Origin of the sequence: Kineococcus sp. DHX-1 (assembly GCF_042473625.1) — a bacterium.
Taxonomy (GTDB): domain Bacteria; phylum Actinomycetota; class Actinomycetes; order Actinomycetales; family Kineococcaceae; genus Kineococcus.
The window spans coordinates 2614019-2626172 of the sequence record NZ_CP170445.1 but is presented as its reverse complement, the minus strand read 5'-3'; the positions used below and the strand labels follow the sequence as shown (position 1 = coordinate 2626172).

8 protein-coding genes are annotated in these 12154 nt (G+C 72.4%); 3 read left to right on the top strand and 5 right to left on the bottom strand.

All coding sequences use genetic code 11. The annotated features are described in order from the left end of the window. Window positions 1-5: 5 nt before the first annotated feature. Window positions 6-1370: an extracellular solute-binding protein gene (locus ACFEMC_RS12700; protein ID WP_380169971.1), complete on the bottom strand. Its 1365-nt coding sequence runs from the start codon at window positions 1368-1370 to the stop codon at window positions 6-8. 165 nt (window positions 1371-1535) lie between these two features. Here ACFEMC_RS12700 and ACFEMC_RS12695 point away from each other — a divergent pair, with 165 nt between their 5' ends. Beyond that, the gene (locus ACFEMC_RS12695; RefSeq protein WP_380169970.1) at window positions 1536-2840 is read left to right on the top strand and encodes an ROK family protein; all 1305 of its coding nucleotides are present in this window, start codon (window positions 1536-1538) and stop codon (window positions 2838-2840) included. 95 nt (window positions 2841-2935) lie between these two features. Further along, window positions 2936-4402, top strand: coding sequence for an NCS2 family permease (locus ACFEMC_RS12690; protein ID WP_380169969.1), 1467 nt, complete (start codon window positions 2936-2938; stop codon window positions 4400-4402). Window positions 4403-4432: 30 nt separating this feature from the next. On the opposite strand, the gene ACFEMC_RS12685 is transcribed toward ACFEMC_RS12690, so the two are convergent. From ACFEMC_RS12685 to rhaI, 4 genes are read right to left on the bottom strand one after another with little or no spacing between them, the layout of a single operon-like run. Next, window positions 4433-5671, bottom strand: a complete 1239-nt coding sequence (locus ACFEMC_RS12685) for an alpha-hydroxy-acid oxidizing protein (RefSeq protein ID WP_380169968.1) — start codon at window positions 5669-5671, stop codon at window positions 4433-4435. Beyond that, on the bottom strand, window positions 5668-7125 hold the full coding sequence (locus ACFEMC_RS12680; RefSeq protein ID WP_380169967.1) for a rhamnulokinase family protein: 1458 nt from the start codon (window positions 7123-7125) through the stop codon (window positions 5668-5670). The genes ACFEMC_RS12685 and ACFEMC_RS12680 overlap by 4 nt, the downstream gene beginning before the upstream one ends. Before the next feature lie 11 nt (window positions 7126-7136). Next, complete coding sequence (locus tag ACFEMC_RS12675; protein ID WP_380169966.1) at window positions 7137-9197, bottom strand: bifunctional aldolase/short-chain dehydrogenase; 2061 nt, start codon at window positions 9195-9197, stop codon at window positions 7137-7139. Further along, window positions 9185-10423, bottom strand: coding sequence for an L-rhamnose isomerase (gene rhaI / locus ACFEMC_RS12670; protein WP_380169965.1), 1239 nt, complete (start codon window positions 10421-10423; stop codon window positions 9185-9187). The genes ACFEMC_RS12675 and rhaI overlap by 13 nt, the downstream gene beginning before the upstream one ends. 390 nt (window positions 10424-10813) lie before the next feature. Between rhaI and ACFEMC_RS12665 the strand changes: the two genes are divergently transcribed. Beyond that, complete coding sequence (locus ACFEMC_RS12665; protein ID WP_380169964.1) at window positions 10814-12151, top strand: ABC transporter substrate-binding protein; 1338 nt, start codon at window positions 10814-10816, stop codon at window positions 12149-12151. The last annotated feature ends 3 nt before the right edge of the window (window positions 12152-12154 follow it).

Genomic DNA, 12154 nt, shown 5'->3' with positions numbered 1-12154 from the left:
GCGACTCAGAGCGTCGCGGTCTTGTCCTCGCCGACGATGCCCTTGACGGCCTCGTCGTAGGCCTTCGCCGCGTCCGCGGGGCTGGCCTGTCCGGTGACGACGGCCTCCATCGCGACCTGGATCTCGTTGGAGACGCGGGGGTAGTCGGTGTTCTGCGGCCTGTACTGGGTGACCGGGACGAGGCTGGAGAAGAACTCCAGCGTCGGGTTGGAGCCCGTGTAGCTCGCGTCGGCGGCGACGTCCTTGCGGACGGCGACGGCGGCGGAGTTGATGTTGTACCGGAGGTTGTTGTCGAAGGACGTCAGCGTGGAGATCACGTTCCACGCGTTGTCCGCGTTCGAGGCGTTCTTCGTCATGGCCCACGTCCAGCCGCCGGACATCGAGATCTTGCCGTCGCCGGAGCCGTCCTTGGTGGGCATCGGCGACTGGGCCATGACCTGGTCCCACTGCTCCCAGGGGGAGCCGCCGGTCTTCAGCCAGTTGCTCGACTGCCACGACCCGTCGAGGGCGATGGCGAGCTGGCCCTTGGGGAGGAACTCCTCCGAGACGCGGTTGCCGATCTGGGCGTCGAGGGCCACCGAGGGGTCCGGGGCGAGCTTCTCGTCGAAGATCGTCTTGATGAACTGCAGCGCGTCGACGAACTCGGGGCTGCCGACGTTCCACTTGTCCTTGCTCGGGTCGTAGAGCGTCGAACCCGTGCCGTAGAACAACATCTCGAAGCCCTGCATCGAGGCGGCCTCACCGGCCGCCTTGCCCGCGTAGACGTTGATCGGGGTCACGTTCGGCAGCTTGCCCTTGATCTCGCGGCAGGCGGTGAGGATGTCGTCCCAGCTCTTCGGCGCCCACGCCTCGGGCAGCCCGGCCTGGCTCAGCAGGTCCTTGTTGAACCACAGGGCGCGGGTGTCGGTGCCGTCGGGGATGCCGTACGTCTTGCCGTCCTGCGCCTTCGCGGCGCCCTTGGCGACGTCCTGGAACTGGTCCCACTGGTCCCACTTGCCCAGCCAGCTGTCCAGCGGCTGCAGGTACCCGGCGGTGATGTCGGAGTTGATGAGGAACGTGTCCTCGTACACGACGTCCGGCGACGTGCGCGGCGAGCGCATCATCAGCTGGAGCTTGGTGTAGTAGTCGTTCTCGGAGGCGACGATCGGGACGAGCTCCATCGTCTTGCCCGAGTTGGCCTTCTCGTACGCGGTCTTCACCGTGCCGAGGTAGTCCTTCATGACCGTGCCGGAGCCCCACTGCTGGTAGGCGACCTTCGTCGTCCCACCGGCGGAGCCCCCGCCGCTGTCCGAGCCACCGCCGCAGGCGGCGGTGGCGAGCGCTGTGCCGGCACCCAGGCCGGCGATCGACAAGAAGCTGCGACGACGCACAACCCACTCCCTCGTGGCGGTGTCCATGTCCGGTGTTCCATGTCCGGTCGACCCTCACATCGGGCCGTGCGAGGAAACTAAATCCAGTGGATTGACCGTGTCAACGGATCCGGCGCATCATTCTGAGAACGATCCCAACGGGGTCGCCGAGCGCGAGGAGGCGCGGTGCGACGAGGCACGAACCTGCCGTGGGTGGGGGACTACAACCAGGCCGTGGTGCTGGACGGCATCCGGCGCCACCCGGGGACGTCGCGGACCGAGCTCGCGGCCGCCACCGGGCTGACGCTGCAGACGGTGTCGAACATCGTGCGCCGGCTGCTGGACCGCGGACTGGTCCAGGAGGGCGTCCCCGCGGGGGTCCAGGGGAGCCTGGCTCCGGTGCGCACCCGCGGCGGGGGCAAACCGCGCACCGCGCTGTCCGTGCGCCCCGGCCAGGCCCTGGCCGTCGGGGTGCAGTTCGAGCGCGAGCACGTCGACGCGGTGCTGCTGGACCTGTCGGGGGAGCTGCTGTCCAGCGTGCGCGAGCAGCTGCCCGACCCGACGGGCCCGGCCGCCTCGGTGCGGCCGGCCGTGGGGCACGCGACGCACGCCGTCCGCCGGCTCGTCCAGGACAGCGGGTGCGCCGACGCGGTGCTGGGCGTCGGCGTCGCCGCGCCCGGCCCGATCGACTTCACCGGCCCCGTCCGCAGCTCGGCCATCAACCTGCCCGGCTGGCGCGGGGTCGCGATCGCCGACCTCCTCGCGGACTCGACCGGTCTGCCGGTCCTCGTGGAGAACGACGCCACCGCGGCCGCCGTCGGGGACCTGTGGCGGTCCCCGCGGGTGGGCCGCAGCTTCCTCTACCTCCACGTCGGCGCCGGCATCGGCGGCGGCGTCGTCGTGCGCGACGAGGTGCTGCGGGGGGAGTCGGGCAACGCCGGCGAGGTCGGGCACGTCGTCGTCGAACCCGACGGGCCCGCCTGCTCCTGCGGAGCCCGGGGCTGCCTGGAGGCGGTGGCCGCACCGGTCGCCGTCGTCCGCCGGTACGGCGAGCGCGTGGGGGCGGCCGCGGCCCGGGCCGCGGGACTGCGCCTGGCCGAGCACACCGTCCTCGACGACCACGACCGCCTGGAACTGCTCGCGCGCGACGGCGACGCGGTGGCCGACGAGGAGCTGGCCCGCGCCGCGGGGGCCGTCGCGCGGGCGGTGCTCGGGGTCGTCAACGTGGTCGACGTCAGCGAGGTCGTCCTCGGTGGCGGCGGCCTGCGGCGGACGGGGGAGCGGGTGCGGGAGGCCGTGCGCCGCGGGCTCGGGGTCGCGATGACGCGGGACGTCCACCCCGTGACCGTCCGCTCCGGGGAGGCCGGTGAGCTCGCCGGGGCGCTCGGCGCGGCCAGCGCCGTCCTGCACGAGGCGCTGTCCTCCACGTGGACCGGCGTCCACGTGCCCGACCGGGAAATCGTCATCTCCCCGGTGGCGCCCGTGCACTGAGCGGGGGTCCGGTGCCGGATCTGGCAGGATGCGCCGGGGCTCCGAGGACCTCCTCCGACCCGCCCCCGCACCCACCGCCCGACCCGAAGGTTCCGATGGCCGTCACCGCCGCCCCGTCCGCGCTCGACCGCTGGTTCGAGATCAGTGCCCGCGGCTCCACCGTCGGCCGCGAGGTCCGCGGGGGGCTGGCGACGTTCTTCACGATGGCCTACATCGTCGTGCTGAACCCGCTCATCATCGGCACCCAGGCGGACAGCACGGGGCACTACCTCGGCGGGGGCACCTCGCCGAACCTCGCGGCCGTCGCGGCCGGGACCGCCCTCGTCGCGGGTGTGGTCACCCTGCTCATGGGGGCCGTCGCGAACTACCCCCTGGCCCTCGCGACGGGGCTGGGGCTCAACGCCTTCCTGGCCTTCGGCGTGGCCAAGCTGCCGGGCATGACGTGGCCCGACGCGATGGGCCTCGTCGTCATCGAGGGCCTTCTCATCCTGGTGCTCGTCCTGACCGGGCTGCGCCAGGCCGTGTTCCGCGCCGTGCCGGCCCCGCTCAAGACGGCCATCAGCGTCGGCATCGGGCTGTTCATCACGATCGTCGGCCTCGTCGACGCCGGGTTCGTCCGCGCCGGCAGCGGCACACCGCTCGAGCTGGGCATCGGCGGGTTCCTCGCCGGCTGGCCGACCCTGGTCTTCGTCGTCGGGCTCGTCCTCATCCTCGTGCTCATGGCCCGCGGCGTCCGCGGAGCGATCCTCGGCGGCATCGTGGTCGCGACCGCGCTCGCCCTCGTCGTCGAGGCCGTCGCGCACCTGGGTCCCCGCACGGGTGCGGACGGGTCGGTCGTCAACCCGCGCGCCTGGGGGCTCAACGTCCCCGCGCTGCCGGACTCCTGGATCGACACCCCGGACTTCGCGACTCTGGGGCACTTCTCGCTGCTGGGCTCGTTCGAGCGCATCGGCTGGGTGACCGTCGTGCTGCTCGTCTTCACCCTCATGCTGGCCGACTTCTTCGACACCATGGGCACCGTCGTCGCCATCGGCGCCGAGGGCGACCTGCTCGACGAGAACGGCAACCCCCCGCGCATGAAGCGCATCCTCGTCGTCGACTCCCTGGCCGCGGCGGCCGGCGGCGCGGGCGGCGTGTCCAGCAACACGAGCTTCATCGAGTCGGCCACCGGTGTCGGCGAGGGGGCCCGCACGGGCCTGGCGAGCGTCGTCACGGGCATCGCGTTCCTGCTGACGACGTTCCTGGCGCCGGTCGTCTCGATCGTCCCCTACGAGGCCGCGACCCCCGCCCTCGTCGTCGTCGGGTTCCTCATGATGACCCAGGTCAAGGGCATCGACTGGGCCGACTTCGAGATCGCCGTGCCGGCGTTCCTGACGATCGTCCTCATGCCGTTCACGTACTCGATCAGCGCCGGGATCGGGGCGGGGTTCGTCGCCTTCGTCCTGCTCAAGGTCGCCCGCGGCCGCGCCCGCGCGGTGCACCCGGTCATGTGGGTCGTGGCGGCGCTGTTCGTCGTCTACTTCGCGATCGACCCGATCAAGCAGGTCCTCGGCGTCGCCTGACCCGCAGGGCGGACGACGCCGCAGCGCCGCTCAGCTCCCCAGCGGGCGGGGAGCCAACCGCTGCAACTGGGTGACGTGGGCGGGGGTCAGTTCCTCCACGCTCGTCACCTGCAGCAGCTTCATGGTGCGCACGACCTGGTCGGACAGGATCGCGATGGCGCGGTCCACCCCGGCGCGCCCGCCGGCCATGAGGCCGTAGAGGTAGGCGCGGCCCACGAGCGTGAACCGCGCGCCCATCGCGATCGAGGCGACGACGTCGGCCCCGTTCATGATCCCGGTGTCCACGGCGACCTCGGTGTCGCGGCCGACCTCGCGCACGACCTGCGGCAGCAGGTGGAACGGGATGGGCGCGCGGTCCAGCTGCCGCCCGCCGTGGTTGGACAGGACGATCCCGTCGACCCCGAGGTCGGCCAGGCGGCGGGAGTCCTCGACGTTCTGGACGCCCTTGACCACGAGCTTGCCGGGCCACATGCCGCGGATCTCGGCGAGGTCGTCGTAGTCGATCGAGGGGTCCATCGCGTAGTCGAGCAGTTCCCCGACGGTGCCGCCCGTCTCGGTGAGGGAGGCGAACTCGAGCTTGCGGGTCGTCAGGAAGTCGAACCACCAGCCCGGACGCGTGGCGGTGTCCAGGACGGTGGAGACGGTCAGCTGCGGGGGGATGGAGAACCCGTTGCGCTTGTCGCGCAGGCGGGCCCCGGCGATCGGGGTGTCGACCGTGAACATCAGGGTGTCGAACCCCGCGGCCGCGGCGCGCTCGACGAGCCCGTAGGAGATCTCCCGCTTGCGCATGACGTAGAGCTGGAACCAGTTCCGGCCCGTCGGGTTGGCGGCCTTGACGCCCTCGATCGTCGTCGTGCCCAGGGTGGAGAGGGTGAACGGGATGCCCGCGGCCCCGGCGGCGCCCGCACCGGCCTCCTCGCCCTCGGTCTGCATGAGGCGCGTGAACCCGGTGGGCGCGATGCCGAACGGCAGGGCGGACGGGCCACCGAAGATCGTCGTGGACGTGTCGACCTTCGAGACGTCGCGCAGGATCGAGGGGTGGAACTCGACGTCGCTGAAGGCCTGCCGGGCCCGGGCGAGCGAGATCTCGCCCTCGGCGGAGCCGTCGGTGTAGTCGAAGGCGGCCCGCGGCGTGCGGCGCTTGGCGATGAGCCGCAGGTCCTCGATGGTCAGGGCGGCGTCCAGGCGGCGCCTGCGGCCGTCGAGCTGCGGCTTCTTGAACCCGACGAGGTCCAGGAGCTCACGGGGGTTCGGGGCCTGGCGCTTCACGACACTCCTCCGTTGGTGTGCTGCAGTGCGGTACCGGTGCGCGGTGGGACCGTCACCAGGTCGGCAGTCTGCCGCACCAGGGCGCGCAGGGTCTCCAGCGACCCCGGCAGGTCGCCGGCGGCGCGCGCCTGGACGAGGACGTTGCCCAGGGCCGTGGCCTCCACGGGGCCGGCGACCACCGGCAGCCCGCAGGCGTCGGCGGTGAGCCGGCACAGCAGTCCGTTCCTGGCCCCGCCACCGACGAGGTGGACGACGCGCACGTCCCGGCCGGACAGCCGGACGGCGTCGGCGACCGAGCGGGCGAAGGCGGCGGCCAGGCTCTCCAGCACGCACCGGACGACCTCCGCGCGGGCGGCGGGGGCACGTCCGCCCGCCTCCTCGACGAGGGTGCGCACCCGGGCGACCATCGGGCCGGGCGGCAGCAGCCGCGGGTCGTCGACGTCGACGAGCGTCCCGCCGGGAGCGACGTCGGCGGCCGCGGCGAGCAGGGCGGTGAGGTCGACCGGACCGCGCTGACCGGGTTCGGCCTCCCACTCCGCGACGCACTGCTGCAGGACCCACAGGCCCATGACGTTGCGCAGGTAGCGGATGCGGTCGTCGACCCCGCGTTCGTTGGTGAAGTTCGCGGCGAAGGAGTCCGCGGACAGGACCGGTTCCTCCAGCTCGACCCCGACCAGGCCCCACGTGCCACAGGCGATGTAGGCGAAGGCCTCGTCCTGCGCGGGGACGGCCACGACGGCCGAGGCGGTGTCGTGGGAGCCGACCGCCACGAGCCGCGTCCCCGCGCCGAGCCCGGAGTCGGCCAGGACCTCGCGCCGCAACCCGCCCAGGACCGTCCCGGGGTCGTGCACGGGGGGCAGCAGCCCGGGACGGATCCCGGCGAGGTCGACGAGGTCGGGCGCCCAGCGGCCGGTGCGGACGTCCGCCATCCCCGTCGTGGACGCGTTGGTCGCCTCGGCCCCCTGCACGTCGGCCAGCCAGTGCCCGAACAGGTCCGGCAGCAGCAGCAGCCGGTCGGCCAGCTCCAGCAGCCGGCCCTCGGTCACGAGCTGGTACAGCGTCGTGAAGGGCAGGTGCTGCAGCCCGTTGCGGCGGTACAGGTCCAGGGCGGGCACCCGGGCGTGGACGCGCTCGGCGACGCCGTCCGTGCGGCCGTCGCGGTAGTGCCGGGGCGTCCCCAGCAGCGTCCCGTCTGCCGCGAGCAGCCCGTAGTCGACCGCCCAGGTGTCGACGGCGACGGAGGACGCGTCCGCGGTGTGCCGGGCGACGGCGCGCAAGCCGGTCCGGACCTGCTGCCACAGGCCGACGGCGTCGGTGAACCAGGACCCGGCCACGGGCACCGGGCCGTTGGCGAAGCGGTGGACCTCCTCCAGCCCGAGGACCCCGGGCCCGGCCGAGCCGACCATGACGCGGCCGCTGGAGGCCCCGAGGTCCACGGCGACGTGGACGGACATCGCGCCTCCTCCTAGCGCAGGAACGCGGCGGCGACGCCGGCGTCGACGGGGACGTGCAGACCGGTGGTGTGGGACAGTTCGCCGCCGGTGAGCACGAAGACGGCGTTCGCCACGTGCTCGGGCAGGACCTCCCGCTTGAGCAGGGTGCGCTGGGCGTAGAAGTTGCCCAGGTCCTCCTCCGCGATCCCGTAGGTGGCGGCGCGCTGGGCGCCCCACCCGCCGGCGAAGATCCCCGACCCGCGGACCACGCCGTCGGGGTTCACGCCGTTGACCTTGATCCCGTGCTCGCCGAGCTCGGCCGCCAGCAGCCGCACCTGGTGGGCCTGGTCGGCCTTGACGGCCGAGTACGCGATGTTGTTCGGGCCCGCGAACACGGAGTTCTTCGAGGCGACGTAGACGATGTCGCCGCCGAGGCCCTGGGCGATGAGGACGCGCGCGGCGGCCTGGGAGACGAGGAACGACCCCTTGGCCATGACGTCGTGCTGCAGGTCCCAGTCGCGTTCGGTCGTCTCCAGCAGGGGTTTGGAGATCGACAGGCCCGCGTTGTTGACCACGAGGTCCAACCCGCCGAAGGCCAGGACGGCCTCGTCGACGGCGGCTCGGACGGCGTCGGGGTCCGACACGTCGGCGGCGACGCCCACTGCGACGTCGGTGGACCCGAGGTCCGCCGCGGCGGCCCGCGCCTTCTCCAGGTCCAGGTCGGCGACGACGACGCAGGCGCCCTCGGCGGCCAGGCGGGTGGCGATGGCCTTGCCGATGCCCGACGCCGCCCCGGTGACGAGCGCGATGCGGGCGGCCAGGGGTTTCGGCTTCGGCATCCGCGCGAGCTTGGCCTCCTCCAGGGCCCAGTACTCGATGCGGAACTTCTCGCTCTCCTCGATGGGCGCGTAGGTCGAGACGCCCTCGGCGCCGCGCATCACGTTGACCGCGTTGACGTAGAACTCCCCGGCGACGCGGGCGGTCTGGGCGTTGCGGCCGTAGGAGAACATCCCGACGCCGGGGACCAGGACGACGAGCGGGTCCGCGCCGCGGATCGCGGGGGAGTCCGCGGTGGCGTGGCGGTCGTAGTAGGCCTGGTAGTCGGCCCGGTAGGTCTCGTGCAGCTCGGCCAGTCGCGTCCGCACGTCCTCCAGGGGTGCGGTGGGCGGCAGGTCCAGGACGAGGGGCTTGACCTTGGTGCGCAGGAAGTGGTCGGGGCAGGACGTGCCGAGGGCGGCGAGGCGGGGGTGCTCGGCACGGGCCAGGAAGTCCAGGACGGCGGGGTCGTCGTCGTAGTGCCCGACCTGGGGGGCGTCGCGGGAGGCGATGCCGCGCAGCGTGGGGGCCAGCGCAGCGGCCCGGGCGCGCCGTTCCAGCGCGGGCAGGGGTTCGTACCCCGGCAGGACCGGGCCGAACGGTTCGGGGCGGGAGTTCTCGGCGAGGTACGTCTCGGCGGTCTCGATGATCCACCGGGAGTTCGCCTCGGCAGCGGCGGAGGTGTCGCCCCACGCGGTGATCCCGTGACCACCCAGGACCGTGCCCACGGCCTGCGGGTTCGCCGCCCTGACCGCCGCGATGTCGAGCCCGAGCTGGAACCCGGGCCGGCGCCAGGGGACCCAGACGACCTTGTCGCCGTACACCTGTTCGGTGAGCTTCTCGCCGTCGGCGCTGCACGCCAGGGCGATGCCGGCGTCGGGGTGCAGGTGGTCGACGTGCGCGGCGTCGACGAGGGCGTGCATGGCGGTGTCGATCGAGGGGGCGGCACCGCCCCGGCCGAACAGGCAGTGGTCGAACGCGGCGACCATCTCGTCCTCGCGCTCGGGGCCGGGGTACACCTGGGCGAGGGCGCGGACGCGGTCCAGGCGCAGCACCGCCAGCCCGTCGGCCGTCAGGGTGCCCAGGTCGCCGCCGGAGCCCTTGACCCACAGCAGGTCCACGTCGGTCCCCGTCACCGGGTCGGTCGCCGTGCCCTGGGCGGAGGTGTTCCCCCCGGCGTAGTTGGTGAACCGCGGGTCCGCGCCGAGGGCGTGCGAACGCTCGAGCAGTTCGCGGACCGGGGTGGGGGTCTGGTCGGGGGTGCTCACGCGCCCCACCCCGCCTGCGTCCCGCCGATCCGCTCGCCCGCGGTGCGCTGCAGGTAGCCCGAGGCCTTGAACGCCGCCATCGGATCGGGGTCCAGTCCGCTGCTCTCGCGGAGTTCGGCCAGGAGCGGGCGGACGTCGGTGTGGTACGCGTCCATGAGGACGTCGTGGGCGCCGAGGACGTCACCGGCGCGCTGCGCCGCGCGCAGGGCGTCGCGGTCGACGAGCAGCGCCTTGGCGGTCGCCTGCTGGACGTTGGTCACCGAGCGGATCTGGCCGGGGATCTTGTCCTCCACGTTGTGGCACTGGTCGAGCATGAAGTTGACGCCCGGCCCGGCCGGGTCCCAGCCGGGGTCGGACGGGGTCCCCGGCGCCAGGGCCCCCGCACCGACGATCTCGTGCATGATCCGGAACAGCTGGAACGGGTCCGCGGCCCCGGCCATGAGGTCGTCGTCGGCGTAGAACCGGGAGTTGAAGTCGAAGGCCCCGAGCCGGCCGGCGCGCAGGAGCTGCACGACGATGAACTCGATGTTCGTCCCGGGGGCGTGGTGGCCGGTGTCCAGGACGACCTTCGCCCGGTCGCCCAGGGCCAGGCAGTGCAGCAGCGAGGTGCCCCAGTCGGGGACGTCGGTGGAGTAGAAGGCGGGTTCGAAGAACTTGTACTCCAGGACCAGGCGCATGTCGTCGTCAAGCAGCGCGTAGACCTGGTGCAGGGAGTCCGCGAGCCGGTCCTGCCGCTCCCGCAGGTCGTCCTGGCCGGGGTAGTTCGTGCCGTCCGGCAGCCAGAGCTTGAGCTCCTTCGACCCCGTGGCGCGCATGACCTCGACGCACTCGGCGTGGTGGGCCACGGCCTTGGCGCGCACCCGCGGGTCGGCGTGGGTGAGGGAGCCGAGCTTGTAGTCGTCGTCCTGGAAGAGGTTGGCGTTGACCATCCCGATGGTGACGCCGAGGTCGGCGGCGTGGGCGGCGAGCTTGCCGTAGTCGTCGACGAGGTCCCAGGGGATGTGCAGGGACACGCGGGGGGCGACGCCGGTGTACTGGTGCACCTGGGCGGCGTCGCTGACCTTCTCGAACGGGTCGCGCGGGGTGCCCGGGGTACCGAAGACCTTGAACCGCGTGCCGGAGTTGCCGAACGCCCACGAAGGGAGCTCGATCGCCTGCTGCCGCAGTGCGGCCAGGGCGCGCTCGCGGGGGGTTCCGGGGGTGCTCGAGGTCGGGCTCGTCTCGGCAGTGGTCATGCTCGTTCGCTCCTGCTCGCTGGGACCTCGCACGTGCCAGGGTCCACTCCGTCGGGGACGCCGTCACGGTAGACCGGCATTGACACGTTTCACAAGAGCTGGGTGGCGGTCGCCCGTGCCAGCGGGGTGGCGGCCTGGCGCCACGGTGGGCTCGACGAGGGGCACACGTGGCCGGGAAGGCGTTGTCCCGCAAAACGTCGCGCGCGTCCTGACGGGTCGCCGCAGTCCCGGTGGGGAGCAGTGGACGACAACGATCCAGCGAAGGTCGCGCGGAACCCTTGACTCCGTGCGGCGTCGTCTCCACACTCGGGCTTGCCGCTTTGAATCGTGTCAGGCGGAGCAAGAGCCGGCGCCGACGCCGGTCCGTGGTCTCGAAGAGGAGACGAACTCGTGACACGCACCTCCACCCCACGCCGGTCCGCGCGACGCGTCCTCGCCTTCGCTGTCGCCCTGGCCCTCACCCCCCTGACGGCCTGCAGCGCCGGCAGCCTCGGCTCGTCCTCGGACTCCTCCGGCGACGGGACGACGATCACCTGGCTGACCGGCGCCGACGAGACGGCGCAGGCCACCGCGAAGGCGGTCGTCGCGGCCTTCGAGAAAGCCAACCCCGGCATCACCGTCAAGCTCGACGGCAAGCCGGCCGGCGGCGACGGGGACAACCTCGTCAAGACCCGCCTGCAGACCGGCAGCATGGCCGACGTCTTCGACTACAACTCCGGATCGCTGTTCCAGCAGATCGCCCCGGAGAAGAACCTCACCAAGCTCACGGGCGACGACGCCGTGGCCAAGGTCGACGACAGCTACGACGCCCAGGTGTCCGTCGGGAAGGACATGTACGGGGTGCCCTACGGCACCGCCTTCGGCGGCGGGGTCATGTACAACAAGAAGGTCTTCGAGCAGCTCGGCATCCAGGTCCCGCAGACGTGGGCCGAGTTCACCGCCGCGGCCGACAAGATCAAGGCCGCCGGCATCGCCCCCGTCATCCAGACCTACGGCGAGACGTGGACCGCCCAGCTGCCCATCCTGGGCGACTTCCACAACATCGCGGCGGCCGAGCCGACCTGGGCGGAGGACTACACGGCCAACAAGGCCAAGTACGCCACCGACCCGGTCGCCCTCGCGGGGTTCCAGCACCTGCAGGAGATCCACGACAAGGGCTGGGCGAACACCGACTTCGCCTCGGCCAAGGTCCCGGACGGGATGCGGCTGCTCGCCGACGGCAAGGGCGCGATGTACCCGATCCTGTCCGGCAACATCACCACGCTGGCCCAGGCCGCCCCCGACAAGGTGGACGACGTCGGCTTCTTCGCCCTGCCGGGCACGGACGCCGCCACCAACGGCCTGACCGCGTGGTTCCCCAACGGGGTCTACATCCCCGGCACCACCAAGGACGCCAAGCTCACAGCGGCCAAGAAGCTGCTGGCCTTCATCGCGAGCCCGGCCGGCTGCGACGCGCAGACCCAGGCCAGCCCGCCCACCGGCCCCTACCTCGTCGAGGGCTGCACGCTGCCCTCGGACGTGCCGCAGGTGACCAAGGACGTGCAGGCCTACTTCGACGCGGACAAGCAGTCCCCGGCGCTGGAGTTCCTCTCCCCGGTCAAGGGGCCGAACCTGGAGCAGATCTGCGTCGAGGTGGGCTCGGGCATCACCCCGGCCGCCGACGCGGCCAAGCTCTACGACCAGGACGTCCAGAAGCAGGCCCAGCAGCTCGGCCTCGAAGGTTGGTGACGG

Bases quoted from the DNA above. Each gene is read 5' to 3' on its own strand.
- ACFEMC_RS12690 (WP_380169969.1), top strand. From the start codon at position 2,936: ATGGCCGTCACCGCCGCCCCGTCCGCGCTCGACCGCTGGTTCGAGATC.
- ACFEMC_RS12680 (WP_380169967.1), bottom strand. From the start codon at position 7,125: ATGTCCGTCCACGTCGCCGTGGACCTCGGGGCCTCCAGCGGCCGCGTC.
- rhaI (WP_380169965.1), bottom strand. From the start codon at position 10,423: ATGACCACTGCCGAGACGAGCCCGACCTCGAGCACCCCCGGAACCCCC.